This is a genomic window from Pseudomonas sp. Irchel 3H7 (genome assembly GCF_900187605.1).
Classification (GTDB): Bacteria; Pseudomonadota; Gammaproteobacteria; order Pseudomonadales; family Pseudomonadaceae; genus Aquipseudomonas.
In genome coordinates this window covers 571,782-598,208 of sequence record NZ_FYEA01000002.1, presented here as the reverse complement: position 1 = coordinate 598,208, position 26,427 = coordinate 571,782, and the positions used below count along the sequence as shown (strand labels likewise).

Sequence of the window (26,427 nt, the reverse complement as noted above, 5' to 3'; positions counted from 1 at the left end):
GTGCTCAATTGCGCGGTGGTCCTTTCAGATCCAGTGGCGCGGCGTTATCGGGGCGACCGCGAATCAGCGACTCAGGATGCCGGCCGAGGTAATCCGACAGCTCCCGCAGCGAACGCGACATACGCCCGAGTTCGTCGAGGGTTTCCGTGAGTTTCTCGCGTTGCGGCGAATCTTCGGCCAGGGTCGAGCTGGCGGACTGCAAGGTCTTGCTGACGTCGGCCAGAGTGCTCTGCACGCCCGGCAGAGTCTTGGCGTTGAACTGGGTCAGGCCTTTGCGCAGCTCGACCAGATTGCTGTCGAGGTTGCTGGCGATGCGATCGACCGGCAACTTGTTGAGCTTGTCGACCACGGCTTCGAGTTTTTCCTGCAGCTGTTCGAGGCTGCCGGGCACGGTTGGAATCACCACCGGGCGCGCCGTGGGGTCAAAGGCAACTTTTTCGGCTTTCGGGAAGAAGTCCAGCGCCACGTACAGTTGCCCCGTCAGCAGGTTGCCACTGCGGGCCTGGGCGCGCAGGCCATTGTCGATGAAGGTGCCCATCAGACGAATGCCGGCGGCCTCATCGTTGGGATCATGCTTGAACGCGGTGAGCATTTTTCCGTAAGCCATGCCCAAACGTTGCGGGTAAATAACGATGCCGACGTTAAGCGGGAAGCTGCGTTTTTTCGCGTCGAAATCCAGATTGATCGCCACCACCCGACCGATTTCCATGCCGAGGAATTCCACCGGTGCGCCGACCTTCAAGCCGCGCAGGGATTGGTCGAAACGCAGACTCAGGTATTGCGCCTTGCCATTGGGCGGGGCGAGGGCGGTGGTCTGGTCGGCGAACAGTTCGAAGTCTTTGTCATCGGCGGCGGCGACGTCGTTGGGGCTGTAATCCGGGGCGCGAAAAGCGATGCCGCCCACCAGCATGGAGGACAGGGATTCGGTTTTCACCTGAAAACCGTTGGCGCCGACGCTGACGTCGATGCCACTGGCGTTCCAGAATCGGGTGTTTTCGGTGACGAACGCATCGTTGGGCGCGTGAATGAATACTTCGATGTTCACGCCTTTACCGTCAGGCGCCAGCTCGTAGGTGACGACCTGGCCGACAGGGATCTTGCGGTAATAAACCGGTGAACCGATGTCCAGCGAACCGAGATCCTGGGTGTGCAACATGAAACGCTTGCCCGGCTCGCCGTAGGTGATCGGTGGCGGGTTTTCCAGACCTTTGAAGTTCTTCGCGCGGGAATTGGACTGGCCGATGTCGGCACCGATGTAGTCGCCAGACAGCAGCGTGTCGATGCCTGACACACCGCCTGCGCCGATACGTGGGCGCACTACCCAGAATTGCGAGTCTTCGCGAGTGAAGGTTTCGGCCTGTTTGGCCAGTTTGATCGTCGCGTTGACGCTTTTCTGGTCGTCGCTCAACTCGACGTCGGTGACTTGGCCAATGACCACGTTGCGGTATTTGACTTCGGTCTTATTGGCCGTCAGACCACTGCCGGTCTTGAAGGTGACCACGATGGTCGGCCCCTCCTGCATGATGTTGTGCACCACCAGCGAAATGCCCACGAGCACCGCCACGATCGGCACGATCCAGACGAGTGAGATGCCGAACCGGCGGGTTTTGACGGGGGCTTGGCCTGGCGCTCGCGGCTCGTCGGTGGCTGACGACTTCATCCATGTCTCCTCAATTGAATGGGCACTGAGCGTCAGGAACGCAAAAGCACCTCATCAATATAGAAGTGCTTGGCGATAGAGCAAATGCGAATAGCTCACCTGCGCTTGATGATCGTTCCCATGCTCTGCGTGGGAATGCCTCAACGGACGCTCTGCGTCCAGTGACGCGGAGCGTCACGGGCTGCGTTCCCACGCAGAGCGTGGGAACGATCAGATCGCGACAGCGCTGCTTGTGCTGTCAGCCGAGCATTTCCCGCAGGCGATACCAGAACATCCCCAGTGCCAGCAGTGGCGAACGCAGGGCCGGGCCGCCGGGGAAGGTCATGTGCGGCACGCCGCTGAACACATCCATGCCTTGGCTGTGGCCGGCATGAATCGTCTCGCCAAGCAGTTTCGCGCACCAGTGGGTGACGTTCAGACCATGGCCGGAATAGCCCTGCGCATAGAAAACGTTCGGGTGCTGTTTGAGCCGGCCGACCTGTGGGAAACGATTGGCGGTGATGCCGATCTTGCCGCCCCACTGGTAATCGATGCGCACGTCGGCCAGTTGCGGGAAGACCTTGAGCATCTTCGGCCGCATATAAGCGGCGATGTCCGCCGGATCGCGCCCCGAATAGTGACAGGCACCGCCGAACAGCAAGCGCCGATCGGCCGAGAGCCGGTAGTAATCGAGGCCGACTTTCTGGTCGCACACCGCCAGATTGTGCGGGATCAGTTGCGCGGCGCGCGCCTCGGACAACGGTTCGGTGGCGATGATGTAACTGCCGGCCGGCAGCACCTTGCCACTGAGTTGTTGTTCGAGTTCGTCCAGATGTGCGTTGCAGCCCAGCACCAGACTGCCGGCGCGCACTGAGCCCTTGGCGCAACGCACCTGAACGGTCGAACCGTGGATGATTTCCAGCACTTCACTCTGCTCGAAAATCCGCACGCCAAGCGACGCTGCCAGCCGCGCTTCGACTTGCACCAGATCCAGCGGGTGCAGGTGCCCGGAACCCATGTCGACCAGCCCACCGGCATAAATGTCGGAGTTGACCACCTGCTGGCGGATCTGCTCCGGGCCGATCAGCCGGGTTTCGTGGGCGTAACCGAGTTCGGCGAGATCGAGCAATTCATCCTTGAAGGCAGCGAACTGCGCCGTGGTGTTGGCCAGATCGCAGAAGCCCCAGCGCAGATCACATTCGATGCCGTTGTCGCCGATGCGCTGACGCACCAGTTCCACTGAATCGATGCCGGCGCGCTGCAAATAACGCACGCCTTCCTGACCGACATATTTGGCGAAGCCTTCGACCTCATGACCGATCCCGCGAATCAACTGACCGCCATTGCGTCCGCTGGCGCCCCAGCCGATGCGCCGGGCTTCGATCAAGATCACCGACAGCCCGCGCTGGGCCAGTTCGATCGCGGTGTTGACCCCGGTGAACCCGCCGCCGATCACGCAGACATCGGCGCTCAGATCACCTTCCAGTTGCGGATAAGGTGTAGTCGCCCGAGCGGAGGCTGCGTAATAGGAACGGGCGTGTTCTTGGGTGTACTGATTCATTTGTTCGACTTCACTTTGCTCCAGGAGCGGGTCATCAGACGCATGATCGCTTGAGGCGGGGTGGTAGAGATGTAGAGTTTGTCGAGGACTTCTTGAGGTGGATACACCTCAGGATTGTTGACCAGCTCCGGATCCATGTATTGCTTGGCCGACGGGTTCGGGTTGGCGTAACCGACGGACGCACTGACCTTGGCAATCACCTGCGGATCGAGCAGGTAATTAATGAAGGCGTGGGCTTCTTTGGTGTTGCTCGCATCGGCCGGAATCGCCAACAGATCGAACCAGAGGTTGGCGCCTTCCTTTGGAATCGCATAGGCGATGTTCACGCCGTTCTTGGCTTCCTTGGCGCGGTTGGCCGCCTGGAACACGTCGCCGGAATAACCGAACGCCACACAGATATCGCCGTTGGCCAGGTCCGACACGTATTTCGAGGAATGGAAATAGGTGATGTACGGGCGGATGCTCAGCAGTTTCGCTTCAGCCTTTTTATAGTCTTCGGGGTTTTCGCTGCGCGGGTCCATGCCCATGTAATTGAGCACGGCAGGGAAGACCTCGTCTGCGGAATCCATCATCGACACGCCACACTGGGTGAGTTTCTTCAGGTTCTCGGGTTCGAACAGCACCGCCCAGGAATCGATGTGGTCGATGCCCAGCACCTGTTTGACCTTGTCGACGTTGTAGCCGATGCCGTTCGTACCCCACAGGTACGGCACCGAGTGCTCGTTGCCCGGGTCGTTTTTCTGTAGCAGTTCGAGCAGTTTCGGGTCGAGGTTCTTGAAGTTCGGCAACTGCGAGCGATCAAGTTTGAGAAATGCGCCGGCCTTTACCTGACGCGCGAGGAAGTGGTTGGAGGGTACGACCACGTCGTAACCGGTACGACCGGCGAGCAGTTTGCCTTCGAGGGTTTCGTTGGAGTCGAAAACGTCGTAGATCACCTTGATCCCGGTTTGGCTCTGGAAGTCGGCGAGGGTGGTTTCGCCGATGTAGTCGGTCCAGTTGTAGACGCTGACCTGAGGTTGGGCTTGGGCTTCGATGCTGCACATCAAGGCCAGAGCGGCGGGAACCAGGGTTTTCAATAGACGCATATCTACACCTCTAATTTTTTGGATTTTTCAGGTGGTTCTTTGCTGTTTGAGCTGCCGCCATCGCGAGCAGGCTCACTCCTAAATTTTGGAATGCATTCCCCCTGTAGGAGTGAGCCTGCTCGCGATAGCGGTGGTACAGACAACGAAGGTCTTAAACGCTGAGCATCAGGAACTCACGCTCCCACGAGCTGATCACGCGCTTGAAGTTTTCATGCTCGGCACGTTTCACCGCGACATAGCCACGGACGAACTTGTCGCCAAGGTATTGCGCTACGGCTTCGCATTCTTCCATCTGCGTCAGCGCTTCCTCGATGGTGATCGGCAGGCGCAGATTGCGGCGTTCGTAAGCGCGGCCCTGGACCGCAGCGCTCGGCGCGATGCCTTCGACCATGCCGATGTAACCGCAGAGCAGGCTCGCGGCAATCGCCAGGTACGGGTTGGCATCGGCGCCCGGCAAGCGGTTTTCCACGCGCATGGCTTCCGGACTGGAAGTCGGCACACGCAAACCGACGGTGCGGTTTTCTTCGCCCCATTCGACGTTGACCGGTGCAGAAGTGTCCGGCAGGAAGCGGCGGAACGAGTTGACGTTGGGCGCGAACATCGGCAGCACTTTCGGGATGTACTTCTGCAAACCGCCGATGTAATGCAGGAACAGCTCGCTCATCTGCCCGTCTTCATTGGCGAAAATCGGTTTGCCAGTGGCGATGTCCACCACGCTCTGGTGGATGTGCATGGCGCTGCCCGGCTCATCGCCGATCGGCTTGGCCATGAAGGTCGCGGCGACGTTGTGCTTGAGCGCGGCCTCTCGCATGGTGCGTTTGAACACGGTGATCTGGTCGGCCAGATCGAGGGCGTCGCCGTGACGGAAGTTGATTTCCATCTGCGCCGGGCCGTCTTCGTGGATCAGCGTGTCCAGATCCAGTCCTTGCAGTTCGCACCAGTCATAGACGTCTTCGAACAACGGATCGAATTCGTTGGCAGCATCAATGGAGAACGACTGCCGACCGCTTTCTGCACGGCCCGAGCGGCCCAATGGTGCCTTGAGCGGCAAGTCCGGGTCTTCGCAGCGTTGGGTCAGGTAGAACTCCATTTCCGGCGCAACAATGGGCTTCCAGCCTTTATCGGTGTACAGCTGCAGGACTTTTTTCAGCACGTTGCGCGGCGACAGTTCGATCGGGTTGCCGAACTTGTCGAAGGTATCGTGAATGACGATGGCGGTCGGCTCGATCGCCCATGGAATCACGTAGACCGCGTCAGCCACGGGCTTGCAGACCATATCGATATCGGCAGGATCGAGCAGGTCGTAGTAGATGTCGTCGTCGACAAAATCCCCGGTTACCGTTTGCAGCAGCACACTTTCCGGCAGACGCATGCCTCGCTCATGCAGGAACTTGTTGGTCGGTGCGATCTTGCCGCGGGCAATGCCGGTCAAGTCGCTGACCACACATTCGACTTCGGTAATCTTGTGATCTTTCAGCCACGTGAACAGCTGATCGAAAGGGGCATTCATAAAGACCTCGTTATTGGTTTTATAGACGCCGGGGAGGGCGGGTTTCATCTTCCGCCCCTTCCCCTGTGGCGCGTTGACGACTATCTTGGGCGAGCCTTGCAGTTCCATCTATCCACTTTAAGCAGCACCAAAGCGCACCAAAAGAGTGCGCAAGGTCACCCCATGACAACGTGCAATCCGCTCCAGGTTCAAGCATTCAACACCGCCGATGTGGCTGAGCAAGTCCGCGCCACACCGGGCTGGGTCCAGCATTACCAACAGATGTCGCCGGGTCATTTCGCCGGGCAGATCCGCTATCTGGATCTGCAGGGTGTCGAGGTCTACGAAGAGCAGATGAACACCCGGGTCGAGCAGAATTTCAGTGCGCCATCGGGTGCTTTGGCGTTCTGTTTTGATCGAAGTGACAACGCGCTGTACCTGCTCAATGAAGACAGCCGCAACATCTGGATCACCCCGGAGAACTATCAGGAAATCGCCGTCGTGTTCGGCCCGGAGTTTGTCCGTCAGCACGGTCTGAATGTGGCGAAACTCGAAGGCTTGTTCATGACGCAACTCAATTGCGGGCAGAACGCCTTGTTCAGTCGCTGGTTAAGCTCGATTCTCACAAAGTTGTCGCAAGCTATTGATCCGCTTGATAAAGATGCGCTGACACAGCAGCTGCTGGAAGACTGTCTGTTCATCCTCGACAACGCTCATACAAGTCTTGATCGCGGTGGGTTACAGCGGCGCACCGAAGAGCGAATGATCATGAAACGGGTGGGAGAGTGGGCGGCGGATTCGCCGGAAGACACCGTCAATCTGCTCGAACTGTCGCACGTTGCGGGCGTGCCACTGCGCCAGTTGCAACAAGCCTTCAAGGCCTACACCGGCATGACGCCAAGTCACTGGCTGCGCCTTCGCCGATTGAACAGTGCACACCGCGAATTGCTCAAGCGCCGGCCCACGGAAACTACAGTTGCCGAGGTGGCGATGCAGTGGTCGTTCTGGCATTTGGGAAGGTTTTCCAGCAGTTACCGGGCGTTGTTCAAGGAGTTGCCGAGCGAGACCTTGAAGCGCTCATGAAAGCCGTCTTGGATAAAAAGGCTTTGTCTCGGCGCGCAAGTTAAATAGAATCACTCTCATTTGAAACTGACTTCGCGCAGGACTCTTGAGATGACTGAAGCAGCGACGCCATCGCCGCAGCACCTGCACGAACTGTATCGCGACCATCGAGGCTGGCTGGAAACCTGGCTGCGGCGGCGCATGGGCAACGCGTGGGATGCGGCGGACCTGAGTCAGGACACCTTCCTGCGCGTACTCTGCAGTGCGCAACCGATCGCCGACATGCGCGAGCCGCGCGCGTATTTGCTGACGGTGGGCAAACGCCTGCTGAGCAATTTCTACACCCGCCGCAGTCTGGAAAAGGCCTATCTCGAAGCCCTCGCGCAGTTGCCCGAAGAATGCGTGCCGTCGCCCGAGCAGCGTTGGCTGCTGCTGGAAACCTTGCAAGCGCTGGACGAGTTACTCGATGGTTTGCCGCGAGCGGTGCGTCGGGCCTTTCTCCTGAGTCAGCTCGAAGGCCTCGGTTACCGTGAAATCGCCGAACGTTTGCAGGTTTCTGAACGCAGTATAAAACGTTACATGGCAATGGCTTACGAGCATTGTTTGATGTTGGATCTATGATGCGTGTCGCACCCAACACCGAAGCGCGTGAAGTGGCGCGAGCCGCCGCACAGTGGTTGGCATTGCTCGAATCCGGCGAGGCCAGTGAAGCCGATCACGTGCGACTGAAGCACTGGCGCGACAGCGATAGCCGCCATGAAAACGCCTGGCAGAAGATTCAATTGCTGCGCCAGCGCTTTTCCAGTCTGCCGACAGAATTGGCCATGGCCACACTCGATCGCCCGGATCTGGCGCGGCGTGCAGCATTGAAAAGGGCGCTGGGGCTGGCGGCTTTGGTGCCTGCGGCGTGGCTGATCAGTCGCCAGTTGCCGCTCGACGTCTGGCGCGCGGATTTGCAGACTTCCACCGGAGAGCACACGCGAACACGGCTGGCCGACGGCAGCACCTTGCAGCTGAACACCGCCAGCGCGGTGAACGTCGTTCTGGCCAGCCGTCAGTTGACGTTGGTGCGCGGCGAAATGGCGCTCAACGTTCCGGGTAGCACGGCATTGACGGTCAACGCGCCGTACGGTCGGATCATTGTCAGCCGCAGCGAAGTCTGCGTGCGCCTCAACGAACGTGATTGCACCGTGTCGGTGGTCAGTGGTTCGGTGCAATTGCAGCCGTTGCACGGGCCGGCGCTGCAGTTGAACGCCGGGCAACTGGTCAATTTGCAGACCTCCGGCGCCGGACCGGTCACGTTGTTCGACGCCAAAATGCCGGGTTGGCGTGACGGTGTGTTGATGGCGCAAAACCAGCCGTTGGGGGATTTCCTGCGCGAGTTGAGCCGATATCGCTCGGGGCTTCTGCGCTGGGAGCCAGCACTTGAAAGTCTGCGTGTCACCGGCAGTTTCCGTCTCGACGACACCGATAAAGTGCTGGCCCTGCTGGCGGCGAGCCTGCCATTGGAGGTCCATTCGCGCACGCGTTTCTGGGTAACGCTGGCGCCGCGAAAAAATATCGTCTGAAGCCTGTCCCTTTTTTTCGCCTCACCGGTCATTGCAGGTAAGTGAACAAAATCGAGAGCTTCTTCCAATGCCCGCAGTATTCCCAAGTCGTTTGCGTCCGTTGTTGCAGTTGAGCCTCCTGGTGAGCCTGAGTGCCAGCCCGGTGTTGATTCAATCCAGTTGGGCCGATGACGCCGCTCGGCGCAGTTATCAGGTGCCGGCCGGCAGCCTCAGTGCAGCGTTGACAAGATTTGCCGGTTTGGCCGGGGTCAATCTGTCGGTCGATCCGGCGTTGGTCAGCGGGCGCAATAGCAATGGTTTGTCCGGTGAGTTTGGCGTGGAGGAGGGGTTCGCTCGCTTGTTGCTGGGTTCCGGTCTGCAACTGCAAACGCTGGGCGAGCAGGCCTACACACTGATTCCAGCCGCCGAGGGCAGCAGCCTGCAACTGGCGCCGACGTCGATTCTCGGTGCCACCGGTTCCAGCGATGCCGATGTGTTTGCCGGCGGCCAAGTCGCGCGGCGTGGCTCGCAGGGTTTGCTGGGGTCGAAAGACTTCATGGAAACCCCATTCAGCATGACCACCTACACCAGCGAAGCCGTGAAAAACCAGCAGGCACGCACGCTGGGCGATCTGATCGCCAGCGACCCTTCGGTGCGTGCAACCAACCCGGCCGGTGGCCGCTACGAGCAGTTCACCATCCGTGGTTTCAGCCTGTTCAACAGCGACGTGGCGTACAACGGGCTCTATGGCGTGCTGCCGACGTACACCATTGACATGGAAATGGCCGATCGCGTCGACATCCTCAAAGGCCCGAGCCAACTCATTAACGGCATCTCGCCACGGGGTAGCGTGGGCGGAGGCATCAATGTGGTGCCTAAGCGTGCCACCGACAAACCGATCACTTCGCTGACGGCTAATTATGCGTCGAACAATCAGGTCGGCGGCGCAGTGGATGTCGGCCGGCGGTTTGGTGAGGACAATCAGTTCGGCCTGCGCTTCAACGGCGTCAAGCAGTCTGGTGATACCGAGTGGGATCATCAAAGTGTCGACCGTGACATGGCCGTGCTCGGCCTGGATTTTCGCGGTGAGCGCTTGCGACTTTCGACCGATATCGGCCATACCGAGCGCGATACCGACGCGCCGCAGGAGCGCGTGCAGGTCGCGGCCAATGCCAAGGTTCCGAGCGCGAATAGCGTGCATCGCAATTACGCGCAACCGTGGACTCAGGCGAAAACCGAGGACACCTTCGGCACGCTCAACGCCGAGTTCGACGTCAATGATTCGGTGATGCTGTACGGCGGCGTCGGCGCGCGCAAAAGTAATCATGACTTCTTGCGCCACGCCGTTTCCGTGACCAACGATGCCGGTGATTTCAGCGTGCAACCGCGTGATTTTACCCGCGACGAGAATGTCCGGACCGCCACGGCAGGCGTGCGCAACTGGTTCCATACCGGGCCAGTGAGCCATGAGGTCAATCTCGCGGCCAGCTACTTTTACATGGATTTCGAGAATGGCGGCGCGCGTTATGCGGCCGGGCGCAGCAATCTGTATGACCCGGTGGAAATCGCCAAACCCGGTACGCCGACACGCAATGACGCCAAGGTCTACACGGAAAACCGCTTCAGCGGCGTGGCGTTGTCCGACACCTTGGGTTTTTTCGACGATCGATTGCTGCTGACCCTCGGCGCTCGCTGGCAGCGCGTGAAAGTTGATGATTGGAGCGATGACGTCAAAGGTGACACCGCTTACGACGAAGAAAAGGTTTCGCCCTCGGGCGGCATTCTGTTCAAGGCGACTGACAAGCTGTCGCTGTACGCCAACTACATGGAAGGCCTGAGCCAGGGCAAAATCGCGCCGTCGACTTCCATCAACGAAGACGAAATCTTCCCGCCGTTTATCAGCCGTCAGGTTGAAGTCGGTGCCAAGTACGATGCCGGCGCCTACGCGCTGACCGCTGCGGTATTTCGTATCAAGCAACCGGCGTACGAAACCAACGCCACCACGCGAGTCTTCGGCCCCAATGGCAAGCGTGAGAACAATGGCGTGGAGCTGAGTGTGTTCGGCGAACCGCTCAAAGGCTTCCGTTTGCTTGGCGGCGTGATGTACATCGACAGCGAATTGACCAAGACCACCAATGGCACCTTCGACGGCAATCGCGCGCCGGCGACGCCGAAATACAACGTCAATCTGGGCGCCGAGTGGGACGTGCCGACGGTGCAAGGGCTGACGCTGACAACCCGTGGCATCTATTCCAGTTCGCAGTACCTGGATCAGTCCAACGAGAAGGAAATCGATTCCTGGGAGCGCTTCGATGTGGGCACGCGCTATGCGTTCAAGGTTGACGACAAAACCATCACCTTGCGCGGGAATATCGAGAACGTGCTGGACAAGCGTTATTGGAGTTCGGCAGGGGCGTCCGATGACAGTGAACCGGGATTGACGTTGTCGACACCGAGAACCTATCTGCTTTCAGCGACGGTCGATTTCTGATTCCACTCGTCAAATCAAAAGCAATCGGGAGTGCTATCAGCGAGCTGACCCACTCTTACAGTGATGTCCTGACCACCAAGGGACAGTCAACGCGCTGAGTTCCCGATAGCTCAAGGGTTTCGATCAGATGCCGCGCAGCCTGGCGACCAATCTCGTAGTACGGCAGTTGCACGGTAGTCAGCGGCGGGATGAACAACTCGGCAATGCCGATCATGTTGTCGTAGCCGAGCACGGCGACATCGTCGGGAATTTTCAGGCCACGCCCCAACAACAGCTGATAGGCACAAAAGGCAATGCGGTCGTTGCCACAGATCAAAATATCGAATTGGGGACGACCATCAATGACATGCCGGTCGAGGATAGCGGCTGTTTCACTGTAGGCATCATGATCGGATAGGTCGTATTGCAGGAGCGTGTCAGGCGCCAGACCGAATGCCTGACAGGCACGCTGCAGGCCTTTCTGTCGCAGCCCCCATGCCAGACTCTGTTTCGGCAGATTGATACACAGAGGACGCTTGTAGCCGAGGCTCAATGCGTGGTGCACGGCGCGATACTGGCCCATTTCGTCGTCGGGTACATAGCTGACGAGGCGGCTGTCATCTGCCAGACAATTGGCGAGCACCAGCGGCTTGCTCTTCAAGCGCTCGGGAATGCTGACCTGGCGAAACCCCATGGCGCTGAAGATCAGACCGTCCGGACGGTGCGACAGCATCAGGTCGATGTTCTGGTCGGTGGGCGGGTTGCTTAGCAGGTTGAGGATAAAGACATTCCAGCCGGCCTGTTGCGCGGTCTGCTCAATGGACAGCAGCAACTCGACCGCGAAGGGCGTGGTCGCAGTGTCCAGCGCGAACACACCGATGGTGCGCGACTGCAGGTTGTCACCGCGCATCTTGCGCGCTGACAGGCTGGGTACGAATTGCAGTTCATCAATGGCACGACGCACCCGTAGAAGGGTTTCGGGGCTCAGTTTTTCCGGAGTATTGAGCGCTCGAGACACCGTCATCAGGGACACGCCGGCCAGCTGTGCAACGTCTTTCACTGAAGTCATGCGAAGTGCGGCCGGTCAGGTTGACGCAGAATCATGACACAGGGCCCGGGCTTCTCGCGACCCGAATGACGCCGCTCATGACCATGCAGAACCGAGCGGCCATGCCTTGGCAATCGAGACGCGTCCGCCATTCCCGCTTGCCACCAGCTTCACGCCCAGACTGTCGGAACGCGGATAGAGGCGACTGCTGAGACTGAAGCGGCCGTTTTCGTCGAATACCTCGATGGATGAGCGATCAAGAAACACGCGCAGTTCCAAGCGCTCTTGTGTCGGGTCTATCGCCACGCTGCGCTGGCCTGTGACTTGCGCACCCGAGCGGCTGCGATCAAGCACCAGACGCTGCAGTGATGCATCGTAATAGAGCAGGGTTTCTTCACGGCCATCGTCGCTGCAGCGCAAGGCGACTCCCAAGTGGCCGTCAGTGCAGCCGAGCAGATCCAGATGCACATGGATTTCGAGCATGTCGCCGTTTACCTCCGGCACCCAGCGGGCTCCCGACGCTTCCCACCACGGCGTACCCGGCAATTGCGCCATTCGCAGCGCGCTGAGCTCGCGTGCCGGATATACGCAAAGGCGATCGGCGCACAGCTCCAGTTCGCGTGGCAATCCGAGCATGCCGCACCAGTGATGGGCCTGGCTCGGCATCGGGCTTTCCCACATGTCCAGCCACGCCCATACGAGGCGCCGACCATCGGCGGCCAACAGCGTTTGCGCCGCATAGAAATCGTGGCCGTTATCCAGCTCGATAAAAGGCCCGCCCGTGAAGTGCCACTGGTTATCGAGCTGGCCCACTCGATAACCGGTCTGGTATTTGTTGAGCCGGTCATAACCGTCGGCTTGCATGCCTTGTGGGGAGTACAGCAGCACATCGTGTCCATTCAGGCGAAACAGGTCCGGGCATTCCCACATATAGCCATCGCCCTCGCTGCCGGCGGACACATAGTCGAGGAATTCCCAGACGTGCAGATCCATGGAGCGGTACAACGGCAGCAGCGGCTTGTCGCCCAGACGTGCGCCGGCAATCAGGTACCAATAACCATCGTCCTGCCAGACCTTGGGGTCACGAAAGTGCATGATGCTGTCTTGCGGCGCGCTGTCGATCACCGCGCCGTGTTTGACGAAGCGGATGCCGTCGTTGCTGGTGGCCAGGCACTGGACCTGTTTGATCAAGCGCTCATCACCCACTTCGCCCAGCCAGGTGTGCCCGGTGTAGATCAGCGCCAGGGTATCGCCACAGACCACGGCGCTACCGGAAAAACAGCCGTCGCGGTCGCAATCATCGCCGGGTGCCAGTGCAATGGGCAGGTGCTGCCAGTGCACCAGATCGGCACTCTTGGCGTGGCCCCAATACATCGGCCCCCATTTCGCATCGAAGGGATGATGCTGATAGAAAACGTGATACTCGCCACGGAAGTACACGACCCCGTTCGGGTCGTTCATCCAGCCGGCCGGCGGGGCAATATGATAACCGGGTCGATAATCCTCAATGACGCGGGACTGGCTGTCAGCCAGGGCACGCTGTGCAAGGTCAAGGGTCGAAGACATGGGATCGCTCTGGGTATTCAAAGACAAGGTCATAGGGCGCGTGCTCGGATTGAGCGTAGAGAGAGGTCATCCGCCACGGATTCAATGGCGTGCGGGTGGCGCTTCAATGCCGTGCCGTCGGCGTCGAACAGGTGGATCTTGTCGGTGTCCAGTTGCAGTTCGACCCGATCGCCTGTCTGCCATCCGGCGTTGACTTCACAACGACAGATCAGTGGCTCGTCCTGCCCGGTATCGAGGTGCACATAGGTTTCACTGCCGAGGTATTCGACCCCGGTCACGACGACGCCAGCCGCTCCCGGCGCCGCTTTGAGCGACAGGTGTTCCGGGCGAACGCCCAGGCTCAGCGAGGCGTCTGCCGCCAGGTTCGAACTGTCGAAGGGCAGGGTGGTCATCCCCAAAACAGTTGCATCGACCAGGCTGGTTTCTCCCGGCGCCTGCAAGCGTGCCGGCAGGAAATTCATTCTCGGCGAACCGAGAAAACCGGCGACAAAGCGGCTGGCCGGGCGCTCATAGAGTTCGCGTGGTGAGCCGACCTGCTCTATATGGCCGCCATTGAGCACGACAATTTTGTCGGCGAGGGTCATCGCTTCCACCTGATCGTGAGTGACGTAGATCATGGTCGAGCGCAATCGGTCATGCAGTCGGGCGATTTCGTTGCGCATCTGCACCCGCAAGGAGGCATCCAGGTTGGACAGCGGCTCATCGAACAACAGAATGTCCGGCTCGCGCGCCATGGCCCTGCCCATGGCCACACGTTGACGCTGGCCTCCAGACAGTTCTTTTGGCTTGCGTTGCAGCAGTTTGTCCAATTGCAGGATTTGCGCAGTTTTCAGCACCCGCTCGCGCAGGCTGCTCTTTTCAGTCTTGGCCAGTTTGAGACCGAAACTTATGTTGTCGTAGACGCTCATGTGTGGGTACAGCGCATAAGACTGAAAGACCATGCCGACGCCACGTTCGCGCGGCTCCAGGTCGTTGACCCGGCGCCCGTCGATCAGCAGGTCGCCGGCGCAGATCGAATCCAGTCCGGCGATCAGCCGCAGCAGCGTCGACTTTCCGCAGCCCGAAGGACCGACGAACACCACGAATTCACCCGCAGCGATCTCCAGGTTGATGTCGCGAAGAATCCGCGCGCCGCCCAATTGTTTGTTGACGTTGTCCAGTTTCAATTTCATCACGATGCGGTTCCTTGTCTTTATTGGGCATCAACCCTTTAACGCGCCGGCAGTGAGACCGGAAACGATTCGGCGCTGGAAGATCAGCACCAGAATCACCAGTGGGACGGTGACCAACACCGAGGCAGCCATCAACAAGCCCCAAGGCAATTCATGGGGGCTGCCGCCGGAAATCAAGGCGATGGCAACCGGCACCGTGCGTTGGCTGTCGGTGAGGGTGAACGTCAGGGCAAACAGAAACTCGTTCCACGCCGCGATGAAGGCCAGCAAACCGGTGGTGACCAGGGCGGGCCAGAGTAGCGGCAACAGCACGCGGGTCAGCGTCACCCACGGGGACGCACCATCCATGATTGCCGCTTCCTCCAGTTCATGGGGGAGTTGCCCCATGAACGTGGTCAGCACCCAGACGGTGAAGGGCAGGGTGAAAATCGTGTAGCTGAGGATCAACGCCCACGAGGTGTTGTACAGACCCAAGGCGCGGATCACTTCGAACAGTCCCGACAGCACCGCGACCTGAGGAAACATCGACACGCCAAGGACCATCATCAACACCGTGCCACGCCCACGGAATTTCACCCGGCCCAAGGCATAGGCAGCGGTCAGGCTGAGGAACAGCGCCAGTGTCACCACGCACAGCGCAACCACCAGCGAATTACCGATCGCTCGCAGGAATGAGTCCTGGTGGAGGACCGCCGCGTAATTGGAGAAGTCAGGATTTTCGATCCAGTAACTCACTTCGAACAAGGCGCTGGAGGGCTTCAGCGACGTTACGATGGCGTAGTAGAACGGGAAAACCGCATACAGCAGCAAAACCCCGATCAGGCACCAGAATCCGAGGCGCAACAGCGCTTTTTTCAGCAGGCGCGGGTTCATGTGCGGACCTCCAGTTGACGGCGTCCGAGGTAGAGATAAAGCATGGCGATCACCGCGACCACGAGAAACAACAGCGTCGACGCCGCGCTGCCGTAACCGACGTCCTGGAACTCCACCAAGTGCTGGCGGGCATACACCGACATGCTCATGGTGCTCGACGAGTTCGAGGTCAGCACATAGATGACGTCGAATACCCGCAGGGAATCGAGGATGCGGAAGATCGCCGCCACCAGCAGTGCAGGCATCAACAGTGGCAGCGTGACGCGCCAGAACACTTTCAGCGGATGAATGCCATCGACCCGAGCCGCTTCGTAGCAATCGCTCGGCAACATCTGCAAAGCCGCCAGCATCAGCAGCGTGACGAAGGGCACGGTCTTCCAGACGTCAACAATGATCACCGCCCACATCGACAGGTCGGCATCTGCCGTCCAGGCCAGAGGAGCGTCAATCAGACCGAGGCTGAGCATCAGGTGATTGATGATGCCGAACTGGTCGTTGAGCATCCATGACCAGATCTTCGCCGAGACAATCGTCGGAATCGCCCACGGAATCAGAATCAACGCCCGCACCAGCGAACGGCCGGTGAACTTGATGTTCAGCAGCAACGCCACCAACAGCCCCAGGATGACTTCCAGTCCCACCGAGACCACCGTGAAATACAACGTGTTGCGCACCGCATTCCACCACTGTGGATCGACGAGGATGCCCGACCAGCCGGAACCGCTGAACAGCAGATAATTGCTCAAGCCGATGAAGGTTGCGCCACCGCTGTCCGCCAGGCTGGCGTCGGTCAGGCTGAACCAGAATGTGCGCAGCAGCGGCCAGGCTGCCACCAAGGCCAGGCAGACCAGCATTGGCGTCAGAAACAGCCAGGCAGCGCGCACCCGGCGACGTTGTACAGGCGTTTCCCTCGTGAGCAGCAGCTCGTCAAAGGGGGCATGGGTCGTAGAGACAGACATGGTGATTTCCTTCCTTGTGGCTTACCAGTTCCGGCGTTTGATGCGCGTGAGTTCGCTTTCCAGTTCGGCGAGTGCCTGATCGACCGGCAACTCGCCGGCCAGCACGCCATGCACCCGATCGAAGAACGCATTGGAGACCCGTGGATAGCGATCGGCAGTAATGGCGGCGGGGCGCATGACCCCAGCGTTGAGAATGCTGTGCAGCTGAGCGTAATAAGGCATGGCCGCGAGCAACTCGGGATCTTGATACAGCGACTCGATCACCGGGTTATAGCCGCCTTTCAGCGCTCGACGTTTTTGCTCTTGGGCACTGCTCAGGTAGCTCACCAACTCGGCGGCAAGTTTGGGATGAGCGCTGTAACGCGAGACCGCCAGGCCCCAGCCACCGAGGGTGGAGGCATGCTCGCCGGTCTCGCCGCCGCGGGGCAGGGGAGCGACGCCGACCTTGTCTTTTACGGCACTGTCCTGGCTTTGCACCAGGGCCCAGACATAAGGCCAGTTACGCATGAACAGCGCATTGCCCGACTGGAATACGCCACGTCCTTCTTCCTCGGTGTAATTCAGCACGCCACGCGGTGAGATATCTCCGACCCAGCTTTTCGCCAGGGTCAGCGCCGCTCTTGAGGCCTGACTGTTGACCACGATGTCGCCGCGTTGATTGATCAGTCCGCCTTGCGGCTGGCTGCTGATCCACTCCAGCGCATTACACGTCAGCCCTTCGTAGGCGCGCCCCTGAAAGATGTAACCCCAGGCATTGGCGTTCCCGGCGTTGCGTTCAGCCTGTTGCACATCCCTGGCAGTAGCGGTCATTTCCTCCCACGTCTGAGGAACCTGTTTGTTGTATTTCTCAAGCAAGTCTTTGCGGTAATACAGCAGCCCCGAGTCGGTGAACCACGGCATCGTCACCAGCCGTCCGTTGACCGTGGCGTTATCGATCTGCGCCTGGAAGTAGCCTTGGGTCGCGTTGGCGGGAAGCGCCTCACGCAGATCCATCAAGTGTTTGGCCAGCATCCCCGGCCAGACCATGTCGATTTGAATGATGTCGATGTCGGCGGACTGCGCACTGAGGATCTGCTGGTAGAACGACAACCTCTCGGTTGCCGAGTTAGGCGTGGAGACCACCTCGACGTTGTTGCCAGTCTGTTTCGACCATGTATCGACGGCTTCCTTGCACAGCTGCAACTCCGCACCCACCGCACCGCAAGAGATCGTCAGATCGGTTGCGTTCGACACGGATGGCAGTGCGGCAGACAGGGTGATCAATGCAACTGGCAGGAGCGATTTCAGGTGTTTCATCGAGCGTCCTTTATTTTTGTTTTTAGAAAAGTTAACGTTAACATCGCCAAATGTAGCAGCGTATTTGCGAGGAGGCATCCTTTTTTTGTCGTTTGTGACAACTCGCGACTCACGCAAAAAAGGCAACTGCGGCAACCAAAAAATAAAAACAAAACAGGGAATCAACATGCAGAAAGGATCAAGCTGGCTACTGGTCGGCGTGCTCGGCACATCGGCAGCGGCTTCTCAGGCCGCGACGCTGGAAGAGCGCATGGCCGCACTTGAAGCGCGTGCCAGCGCAGCGGAAAAGCGTGCAGCCACGGCCGAACAGCAGACCCAGGCACTTGCCCGGGAATTGCAGCAGATCAAATTCGCGACGCCTCCCTCGCAGTCCGTCGCGGCTAACGCAACAGCCATTTCGGCACCTGCTCTGGACACCCGACTGGCAAAACTCGAAGCCCGTCAGCAAAGCCTGGACAAGGAGGGCAGTACCGGGAACCTCACCGATGGATTCAGCTTCAACGGCTATGCGCGCTCCGGATTGCTGGTTGACGAGGGGCTGGGTGGCGGGCGTGGCGGCCCTTATACAACGCCGGCCGGTTCGGTGGGCGGGGCAGTCGGGCGACTCGGTAACGAGGACGACACCTACATGCGTATCGACCTGTCGAAAGAGGTCTATGCGCAAAACGGTACCCGTTCCAAATTCACCGTCTCCATCGCCGACGGTGTGGAAAGCTCCAATGACTGGACGGCCGACGAAAGCAAACTCAACGTACGCCAGGTGTTCGCCACGCTCGACCATGTCGCTGCATTCAAAGGCAATTCAGTCTTCGAGAACGCTACGCTGTGGGCAGGCAAGCGATTCGATAGAGATAATTTCGATATCCACTGGCTGGACTCGGACGTCGTTTACCTGGCCGGCACCGGCGGTGGAATTTACGATGTGCAGATGAACAAGCATTGGCGCTCGAATTACTCGTTGATTGGGCGTAGCTACGGGGATTTCAGTCAGGGCGGTATCAATGCCGATGTGGAAAGCTACATCCTGACCTCCAACCAGTTCTTCGAGGATGGCCAGTGGCAGTGGATGTACAACGCCATCGGCGCCAAGAAAAACGATTTTGGCACCCGCACCAATAAAGCCGGTTTGACGCCTGCGGATTCCGGTTTGCACAGCATGTTGGCCAACCATCAGAAAAGCTTTTTCGGCAGGGAAGGCTTCTTCAAAACGGCGCTGCTCTATGGGCAAGGCCTGGGGGCAGAGGTCAAGAACGTCGGCTCGGATGGTGAACTGATCGACGACGCCCGCGCGCTGCGTCTGGCACTTTACGGTGAGACACCGCTGACCTCTGACTGGCGCATCGGGCCCAGCTTGCTGGCTGAACAGAGCAAGGATAGATACGTCAAAGGTGACGACTACCGCTGGCTGACCCTCAACGTGCGCTTGGCCAACAAAATCAACAGCAACTTCGAAATGGCCTACGAAATGAGCTGGCAAACCATGAACCTCGACCCCAAAGGCTATCTCCAACGTAATGCGGTCGATGGTAACTTCTGGAAATTCACGGTCGCCCCGACATTCAAACTCGACGTCGGCGATCTACTCTCGCGTCCGGAGTTGCGAGTGTTCGCCAGCTACATGAACTGGTCTTCGGATCTGGACAGGTTCAGTACTAACGACTCCTTTGGCATGTCCGACTTCCAGGCGGGAGGGGTGTGGCAATACGGTATCCAGATGGAAACCTGGTTTTAATTGTTGAACGCACTTGCGATAGTGCAGTGCTGGAGCGGCAAAGGATGCTCCAGGCTAATGATGTCGTTTCTTCCCAGGATGGATGATTACCCAATGCTCAAGTTCAATGCTCATCTCGGCTTCCAATTCAATGAATTGCCTTTTCTACAACGCATCGAAGCCGCCGCAGCCGCCGGTTTCCGGGCAGTGGAGTTCCCGTCACCGTACGAATTCGACGCCAGTCTGCTTGCCGACCATCTAGCCCAATACAGTTTGCCGTTGATTCAGTTCGCCGCCCCGGCTGGCGTGACCAAAGGCATCGCCGCGTTACAGGGCAGGGGAGAGGAGTTTCGTGACGGGTTGCTCCAGGCCGCCCGCTACGCAAAGACCTTGGCGTGTGCGGATGTCCACATCATGTCGGGCGTTACCACGCAGAATGACGCTGAGCGAACCTACGCGGGCAACCTGGAATATGCGGTCAAGTACTTGGAAGACCAGGGGCTGCGGCCGCTGATCGAAGTGATCAGCGCGGAGGCGATGCCGGGCTATTACATGTCTGACTTCAGCAAGGCACAACAGGTACTGGAGACCTTCCCGAGTGTCGGGCTGATTCTTGATCTTTACCATGCGCAGCTTTTGACCGGAGATGCAGCCGATGTGCTGGCGCGTTTCTATGACAGAACCGTGCATGTGCAAATAGCCGATTGCCCGGGTCGTCACGAGCCGGGAACGGGGAGTATCGACTTTGCTGCCTTGTTCGCGGCGCTGGAGCAGCGCGGCTACGCAGGATGGATCGGATGTGAATACCGTCCTTCTGGAACTACCGTTGAGAGTCTTGACTGGTTTAAGCAGCTGAGTGCTTAGGTTCCAGAGGAAAGCCCTTGAGTCGCTGATATAGGGAAAATCGCCGCCATCAAATTCAGAAGCCCTTGATGGCCGAGCGAGAAGAACTCATCGATATCAGCTCCGTTGCGAGCGCTTCTTTCATAGACGATCAGATGGACTCAACAAAATAACAGTAGCGATTTTAGCGCGCATAGTTGATGGTTATTACACGCCGTAACTATTTCGCGTCGCCACTTAGCATCGACACTCAGGGGCAGGGTTAGTGAGAGGTCTAGCGTCGTATATATAAGGCTATTATCGAGCTTCTGAAGTGCCTGGAAATACATTTTGATTGTTGCGCCTGCCAATTCAGAGACGGAACGAGCAAGCCACAACTTCATTAGGTGTATCAATTCTCCGTCAAAGGAACTGAAATCAAACTCTAGGAACTCACCATTAACCTCAAAGGACCATGCGTTTTCCTCGGGATTTCTTATGGTTTTCCAGCAGTCTGCAAAATCATCCCAATAACGGATTACAGAGGGCAGGGGAGGCAGGGGAGCCAACGCCTCTAGCAGTTTTGCGTTACCAAGAAAGCCCGACTGACTCCGCTGCATGCGTTGCTCCTTCATCTGTCCCTTTAGGAGCGCAGATGGCTGACATGGACGTCAAATGCATGGTTCCAAATGGTGGCTAAGCGATCCTCAAAAAAAGCTCGTGCGTACCGTCGTGGCATATCCGAGGTGCGGGCCCAGCCAAAAAAAGCTCGCAGTCTCTGGATTGCCATCTCGAGGTCGTCGCCATTTTCTACAAATTGATGAAGCCTGACAGTCGCACACGTATGCCTCATATCGTGCGGTGTAATGCGGCCGGCCCCGCGATACTGCTGAAGTGTTTGGCGCGCTTCAGTGGTGAGCTCACCTGTGATGGTGACAAAAATACCATTGACCTGGCGTAATGATAGTGGATTGCCTTCCAGCGAGGAAAATAAGTAGCTGTGTCGGGTCGAGGGTCGGTAGCTCTCGACAAAGGTCCTGATGAGGCTGGCCAACGCTGGCGGCACAGGCAGCTGCCGGGCGGCATTGTTGTTTTTTAGGCTGGGCTGTTCTTGGCGCGGATCACGCTGATACGGATTGTCGCCGACGTTCAGCCAGTTCACAGTTTCTACGGTCGGGGTGAAGCGTTTTTCGCTTTTTAATGCATCCATAGGCAGCACGAGGGTTTCACCGCGGCGTAATCCAAGATGCAACATGAGTAGGCACAATACGTAATTGCGCCAGCGTAACGTACTGTTTCTAAAGGGATTGCGAACCGAGTACGGATCAATGATCTGGTAAAACTCATCCAGCACTGGGCTTGGCAACGCTCGGACAATTTCTGCCGGCGGCGCGGGCGCCATACCCAGCTAGTCAAACAGTTTCTCCAGACGCTCCAGGCGCATGCTCAGCAGCCAAAGCATGTCAGTATCGGCATGACTTTTCACCAGACGCTGAACACAACTTTTGACGAAAACGTAGGCCACACGCCAGTTGGGATGGTAGTTGGCGGCAGTCTGGGCACCATGATTTCTGGCTGTGATAAAAAACGTCTCAAGACAGGCTTCAAGCTCATCGAATTTGAGCTCCGCAATCAAGCAATCAAGGCAGTCAGCCTGGTACAGCCGTCTGGCCGACTGGTACAGCTGTTCGATCACGGACAATTGGGTTCGTAGTGTGGACGGCGCCAAGCTCGCACCGTCCAGTGCAGACCAGACTGTCGACCAATAGCGTGGTCGTCCACGGTCATCGGTCAACAACCAACCAACGAGTCCGGAGGGCACGGAAATGTCTTTCAAATGAACAACAGGCATAAGCGCAACAGCTGAAGCTGCTCCTTATGGTAGGAAGCGTTGCAGTTGAGCCTAGGTAATTTCCTGTGTAACGCAACACACACGAACATGCTCGTCTTACGTGTAATGTATATTATGTTAAATCATATCAATTGACCCATACAAAGACAGTAAGTCCCGCTAAACCATGAACACCGAATCTCATCGCAGCGATCGTATCGGCTGGCTGCGCGCCGCCGTTCTGGGAGTATCACTGTTCCGGGCTTGGTTTAGAAAGCCTCCGCTTGAGCAACATCAACAAACGTCCGCTTCAAATGGATTAACTTAACCTGAACCTCGCTGACCCAAGGATTCCTCATGCCTGCCGAAGTGGATGTCGCGATTATTGGCGGTGGCCAGTCCGCACTCGCCGTGGCTTACTTCCTGCGCCGTACCGGGCGTTCCTTTGTGATTATTGATGCCGAAGCAGCACCGGGTGGCGCGTGGCGACATGGCTGGGATTCCCTGCGACTGTTTTCACCGTCGACCTGGAGCTCCATCGCCGGTTGGATGATGCCTCCGGTCACTGACGGTTACCCCAGTCGCGACGACGTAGTCGACTACCTGCGTCAGTATGAGCAACGCTACCAATTTCCTGTCGAACGGCCCTACTGGGTCAACGCTATTGAACGTCGGGGCAATCACCTCAACGTAAAAGCCCAAGGTCGCAGTTGGCTGGCCCGCACCGTGGTCAGCGCGACCGGCACCTGGCGCCATCCTTACCTGCCGCATTACCCCGGCAGCGAAACCTTTACCGGCCAGCAATTGCATTCGGCCCACTACGTTAACGCCAAACCGTTTGCCGGAAAAAAAGTCCTGGTGGTAGGTGGTGGCAATTCCGGTGCACAGATCCTCGCTGAAGTCTCGCAAGTGGCCGATGCCACCTGGGTCACTCCGCAGCCGCCAGAGTTTCTTGCCGATGACGTTGATGGACGCGTGCTCTTCGAACGCGCCACCGAGCGCTGGAAAGCGCAGCTGGCCGGCATGGTCATTGAAAACCCGGTTGGCGGCTTGGGCGATATCGTGATGGTGCCGCCAGTTGTCGAGGCTCGGGAGCGCGGCGTGTTGCACGCGGTTCGGCCGTTCCTGCGCTTCACCGAGACCGGCGTGACTTGGGCTGATGGCTCACAAACGCCGGTCGACGCGGTGATCTGGTGCACCGGCTTCCGCCCTGCCCTCGGCTATCTGGAATCACTGGGCGTGTGCTCCGCCGACGGGCGCGTGGCTGTCAAAGGTACGCATTCGATTCAGGAACCGCGTTTGTGGCTGGTGGGTTATGGCGACTGGACTGGCGCCGCTTCAGCGACACTGATCGGCGTGACCCGAACGGCGCGCAGTACCGTTGAGGAAATTGAGCGTTTTTTGCTGGACCAGTGAATCGGCGCACCGCAGCTAAGGCAACGCTGATTGACATCAATATCAACGTCCTTTAGCAGCACTTCTGTGCGGGAGACGCAATTTGCGAAGCACACGAGGCTTTGTGGCTATAGCTACTCTAACCTCATTTCCGCCATTCCATTAGTGCATCCCTGCTCCTTGCTGATACTCCCGCGGCGTGCAGCCAAACTCCCGCCGAAACACCGTGTGCAGATACTGCGCAGATTTAAACCCACAACTGCGCGCAACGTCGGCAATCACTGAATCTGCATCTTTAAGGCCGCTAGTCGCCGCTGCCAATTTGAAACGCAAAATCTCGTCATGCACGCTACAGCCTCGCTCAGCACGAAAATGCGCTTCAAGTGACGAACGCGAAACACCAACATAAGCCGCCACCTGCGCCGTTTTAATGCCTTGGCAAGCATATTGGCGGATGAACAGCAGCGCCTGCATGACGTAGGGATTACCCAATGGCTGGTGCAAACTCGACACCTGCACGTTCACAGCATCCGGCGGGATCAGGATCTGCGTACCGGTAGATGGCATGCCGTGCAGCATCTGGTGGAGCAGTTGCGCGGCGGTACGGCCCATGGTTTCCGTGCCCTGAATAACCGAGCTCAGCGGCACTCGGGTCAGGCTGCGGGTCAGCGGATCATTGTCGATGCCGATCAGTGCCACCTGCTCCGGCACGGCAATGCCAGCGGTCAGGCAGGCTTGCAGCAACTGGCGCGCGCGGGCGTCGCTGACGGCGATGATGCCGATGGGTTTGGGCAGGCTTTGCAGCCAGGCGATCAACTGTTCGACGGCGCTGTCCCACAGCGGTGCGCTGGTGCCCATGCCGCGATAGATTTCGCCGTGCAGGCCGTCGCGCTTCATTAGTTTGCGAAAGGCTTTTTCCCGCTCCTGCGCCCAGCGATTGGCTTGCGCTTCCGGCAGGCTGAAGCAGGCAAAGCGCTGCAGTCCCGCCTCGATCAGATGCTTGTAGGCCAGCGTCATCAGCGCGTTGTTATCGGTGGCGACGTAGGGAATCGCTTTCGGGTAGGCGCGTTTGTCCTCGTACGAGCCCCCTACCGCCACCACCGGCATCTGGATATCGGCCAGCGCCTCGCCAATCAGCGGATCGTCGAAATCGGCAATGATCCCGTCACCCTGCCAGCGCTCGATGCCTTTCAAACGACAGAGAAAGTCCTCTTCGAGAAACAGGTCCCAGGAGGCGCGGGTGCTGCTCAGGTAGTTGCCGATGCCGCTGATGATCCCACGGTCGTAGATCTTGCTGCCGTTGAACAACAGAGCGATGCGGTGAACAGGCGGTACGGTTTTCATTGTTTTTATGCTTGTCCCGGGCCCCTTTTTACAGAGGCGATTGGCACAGACTAGGCGCCTGGGCGACGAAGCTCAATACGCAAAATCGCACTCGGTGTTGATGTTTTTCATAATCAGCAGGGTCAGGGCCGTTGCTAGTATCGAGACACCGCCAAGAACAACAAGGACAAGGTCCATGCAGTATTTCCCCGATGTCGATGCGATTCGCTTCGAAGGTCCAGACAGCGATTCTCCCCTATCCTTTCGTCACTACGACGCCGACAAACTCATCCTCGGCAAACCCATGCGCGAACACCTGCGAATGGCCGCCTGTTACTGGCACACGTTCGTCTGGCCGGGTTCCGATGTGTTCGGCGCGGGGACGTTCAAGCGCCCTTGGCAACACGCCGGCGACCCGATGGAACTGGCCATCGGCAAAGCGGCAGCCGCTTTCGAATTTTTCTCCAAACTGGGTATCGACTATTACTGCTTCCATGACACCGATGTCGCCCCGGAAGGTCAGTCTTTAAGGGAGTACCGCAACCACTTCGCGCAAATGGTCGATCACCTCGAGCAACACCAGGAAGCCAGCGGCATCAAGCTGCTGTGGGGCACCGCCAACTGCTTCAGCAACCCGCGTTTCGCTGCCGGCGCCGCGAGCAACCCGGATCCGGAAGTGTTCGCCTGCGCCGCAGCGCAAGTGTTCAGCGCCATGAACGCGACCCATCGCCTTAAAGGCGCCAACTACGTGTTGTGGGGCGGCCGCGAAGGCTACGAAACCCTGCTCAACACGGACTTGAAGCGTGAACGCGAACAGCTGGGCCGCTTTATGCGCATGGTGGTCGAGCACAAGCACAAGATCGGTTTCACCGGCGACCTGCTGATCGAGCCCAAACCGCAGGAGCCGACCAAACACCAATACGATTACGACAGCGCCACCGTGTTCGGCTTTCTCCAGCAGTTCGGGCTGGAGCACGAAATCAAGGTCAACATCGAGGCCAACCACGCGACCCTGGCCGGGCATAGTTTCCATCACGAGATCGCGACGGCCGTCTCACTGGGAATTTTCGGCAGCATCGACGCCAACCGCGGTGATCCGCAAAACGGTTGGGACACCGACCAGTTCCCCAACAGCGTCGAAGAAATGACCCTGGCCACCTATGAAATCCTTAAGGCCGGCGGCTTCAAGAATGGCGGGTTCAACTTCGACTCCAAGGTTCGCCGGCAAAGCCTTGATCAGATTGATCTGTTCCATGGCCATGTCGGTGCCATGGACGTTCTCGCCCTGTCTCTGGAGCGCGCAGCGGCCATGGTGCACAACGACGAGCTGCAACGGCTCAAGGATCAACGCTACGCCGGTTGGCAGCAGCCGTTCGGCCAGGCGGTGATGGCGGGTGACTTCAACCTTGAGTCGTTGGCTGAGCACGCGTTCACCAACGAGTTGAACCCGCAAGCCGTCAGCGGCCGCCAGGAAAGGCTCGAGAACATCGTCAACCGGTTTATCTATCGCTGATCACACGGGGAATCTGCGGGCGCATCGACGCGGTGACATTTCTACGACAATTCTGTTTCTGCGGC

General features: G+C 58.5%; 22 protein-coding genes. 8 read left to right on the top strand and 14 right to left on the bottom strand.

Going from position 1 to position 26,427, the window contains the following annotated elements:
- Positions 1-4 precede the first annotated feature (4 nt).
- The 4 genes from CKW38_RS05990 to CKW38_RS05975 form a co-directional block, all read right to left on the bottom strand.
- Entirely contained in the window at positions 5-1,660 is a 1,656-nt protein-coding gene (locus CKW38_RS05990) for an intermembrane transport protein PqiB (RefSeq protein WP_095112178.1), read from the bottom strand.
- Between the two features lie 238 nt (positions 1,661-1,898).
- Positions 1,899-3,200, bottom strand: coding sequence for an FAD-binding oxidoreductase (locus tag CKW38_RS05985; RefSeq protein WP_095112177.1), 1,302 nt, complete (start codon positions 3,198-3,200; stop codon positions 1,899-1,901).
- The gene (locus tag CKW38_RS05980; protein ID WP_095112176.1) at positions 3,197-4,285 is read right to left on the bottom strand and encodes a polyamine ABC transporter substrate-binding protein; all 1,089 of its coding nucleotides are present in this window, start codon (positions 4,283-4,285) and stop codon (positions 3,197-3,199) included. Before CKW38_RS05980 ends, CKW38_RS05985 begins: the two co-directional genes overlap by 4 nt.
- A gap of 151 nt (positions 4,286-4,436) precedes the next feature.
- Complete coding sequence (locus tag CKW38_RS05975; RefSeq protein ID WP_042704900.1) at positions 4,437-5,795, bottom strand: glutamine synthetase family protein; 1,359 nt, start codon at positions 5,793-5,795, stop codon at positions 4,437-4,439.
- Positions 5,796-5,957: 162 nt separating this feature from the next.
- On the opposite strand from CKW38_RS05975, the gene CKW38_RS05970 reads away from it, so the two are divergent.
- The 4 genes from CKW38_RS05970 to CKW38_RS05955 all read left to right on the top strand — a co-directional run bounded on the left by CKW38_RS05970 (position 5,958) and on the right by CKW38_RS05955 (position 10,874).
- On the top strand, positions 5,958-6,857 hold the full coding sequence (locus tag CKW38_RS05970; RefSeq protein WP_007910202.1) for a helix-turn-helix domain-containing protein: 900 nt from the start codon (positions 5,958-5,960) through the stop codon (positions 6,855-6,857).
- A 90-nt stretch (positions 6,858-6,947) separates the two neighbouring features.
- A complete protein-coding gene (locus tag CKW38_RS05965; protein WP_038361341.1) occupies positions 6,948-7,457 on the top strand; it encodes a sigma-70 family RNA polymerase sigma factor in 510 nt (169 codons plus the stop codon).
- Entirely contained in the window at positions 7,457-8,404 is a 948-nt protein-coding gene (locus CKW38_RS05960) for a FecR domain-containing protein (protein WP_095112175.1), read from the top strand. Before CKW38_RS05965 ends, CKW38_RS05960 begins: the two co-directional genes overlap by 1 nt.
- 67 nt (positions 8,405-8,471) lie before the next feature.
- Positions 8,472-10,874 (top strand): TonB-dependent siderophore receptor, encoded by a 2,403-nt coding sequence (locus CKW38_RS05955; RefSeq protein ID WP_095112174.1) that lies wholly within the window; start codon positions 8,472-8,474, stop codon positions 10,872-10,874.
- Between the two features lie 55 nt (positions 10,875-10,929).
- Here CKW38_RS05955 and CKW38_RS05950 read toward each other — a convergent pair whose 3' ends face one another.
- From CKW38_RS05950 to CKW38_RS05925, 6 genes are all read right to left on the bottom strand, one after another.
- On the bottom strand, positions 10,930-11,922 hold the full coding sequence (locus CKW38_RS05950) for a LacI family DNA-binding transcriptional regulator (RefSeq protein WP_007910211.1): 993 nt from the start codon (positions 11,920-11,922) through the stop codon (positions 10,930-10,932).
- 75 nt (positions 11,923-11,997) lie between these two features.
- On the bottom strand, positions 11,998-13,500 hold the full coding sequence (locus tag CKW38_RS05945) for a glycoside hydrolase family 32 protein (protein ID WP_095112173.1): 1,503 nt from the start codon (positions 13,498-13,500) through the stop codon (positions 11,998-12,000).
- Positions 13,497-14,642, bottom strand: a complete 1,146-nt coding sequence (locus CKW38_RS05940; protein ID WP_176472291.1) for an ABC transporter ATP-binding protein — start codon at positions 14,640-14,642, stop codon at positions 13,497-13,499. The genes CKW38_RS05945 and CKW38_RS05940 overlap by 4 nt, the downstream gene beginning before the upstream one ends.
- 27 nt (positions 14,643-14,669) lie before the next feature.
- Entirely contained in the window at positions 14,670-15,512 is an 843-nt protein-coding gene (locus tag CKW38_RS05935) for a carbohydrate ABC transporter permease (RefSeq protein WP_095112171.1), read from the bottom strand.
- A complete protein-coding gene (locus CKW38_RS05930) occupies positions 15,509-16,471 on the bottom strand; it encodes a carbohydrate ABC transporter permease (RefSeq protein WP_095112170.1) in 963 nt (320 codons plus the stop codon). Before CKW38_RS05930 ends, CKW38_RS05935 begins: the two co-directional genes overlap by 4 nt.
- Before the next feature lie 21 nt (positions 16,472-16,492).
- Positions 16,493-17,767, bottom strand: a complete 1,275-nt coding sequence (locus CKW38_RS05925) for an ABC transporter substrate-binding protein (RefSeq protein ID WP_095112169.1) — start codon at positions 17,765-17,767, stop codon at positions 16,493-16,495.
- 166 nt (positions 17,768-17,933) lie between these two features.
- Between CKW38_RS05925 and CKW38_RS05920 the strand changes: the two genes are divergently transcribed.
- Both CKW38_RS05920 and CKW38_RS05915 read left to right on the top strand, forming a co-directional pair.
- On the top strand, positions 17,934-19,499 hold the full coding sequence (locus CKW38_RS05920) for a carbohydrate porin (protein ID WP_095112168.1): 1,566 nt from the start codon (positions 17,934-17,936) through the stop codon (positions 19,497-19,499).
- Between the two features lie 93 nt (positions 19,500-19,592).
- Entirely contained in the window at positions 19,593-20,342 is a 750-nt protein-coding gene (locus tag CKW38_RS05915; RefSeq protein ID WP_095112206.1) for a hydroxypyruvate isomerase family protein, read from the top strand.
- Positions 20,343-20,482: 140 nt separating this feature from the next.
- On the opposite strand, the gene CKW38_RS05910 is transcribed toward CKW38_RS05915, so the two are convergent.
- From CKW38_RS05910 to CKW38_RS30150, 3 genes are read right to left on the bottom strand one after another with little or no spacing between them, the layout of a single operon-like run.
- Positions 20,483-20,920 carry a hypothetical protein gene (locus tag CKW38_RS05910; RefSeq protein ID WP_256588343.1) on the bottom strand — a complete coding sequence of 146 codons (438 nt, stop codon included), beginning with the start codon at positions 20,918-20,920 and terminating at the stop codon, positions 20,483-20,485.
- Between the two features lie 23 nt (positions 20,921-20,943).
- On the bottom strand, positions 20,944-21,702 hold the full coding sequence (locus tag CKW38_RS30155; RefSeq protein WP_176472290.1) for a tyrosine-type recombinase/integrase: 759 nt from the start codon (positions 21,700-21,702) through the stop codon (positions 20,944-20,946).
- 6 nt (positions 21,703-21,708) lie between these two features.
- On the bottom strand, positions 21,709-22,002 hold the full coding sequence (locus CKW38_RS30150; protein WP_176472289.1) for a hypothetical protein: 294 nt from the start codon (positions 22,000-22,002) through the stop codon (positions 21,709-21,711).
- Between the two features lie 486 nt (positions 22,003-22,488).
- Here CKW38_RS30150 and CKW38_RS05900 point away from each other — a divergent pair, with 486 nt between their 5' ends.
- A complete protein-coding gene (locus tag CKW38_RS05900; protein ID WP_095112167.1) occupies positions 22,489-23,547 on the top strand; it encodes an ArsO family NAD(P)H-dependent flavin-containing monooxygenase in 1,059 nt (352 codons plus the stop codon).
- A gap of 141 nt (positions 23,548-23,688) precedes the next feature.
- On the opposite strand, the gene CKW38_RS05895 is transcribed toward CKW38_RS05900, so the two are convergent.
- The gene (locus CKW38_RS05895) at positions 23,689-24,870 is read right to left on the bottom strand and encodes a XylR family transcriptional regulator (RefSeq protein WP_095112166.1); all 1,182 of its coding nucleotides are present in this window, start codon (positions 24,868-24,870) and stop codon (positions 23,689-23,691) included.
- 175 nt (positions 24,871-25,045) lie between these two features.
- Between CKW38_RS05895 and xylA the strand changes: the two genes are divergently transcribed.
- The gene (xylA, locus tag CKW38_RS05890) at positions 25,046-26,362 is read left to right on the top strand and encodes a xylose isomerase (protein WP_095112165.1); all 1,317 of its coding nucleotides are present in this window, start codon (positions 25,046-25,048) and stop codon (positions 26,360-26,362) included.
- Positions 26,363-26,427 lie beyond the last annotated feature (65 nt).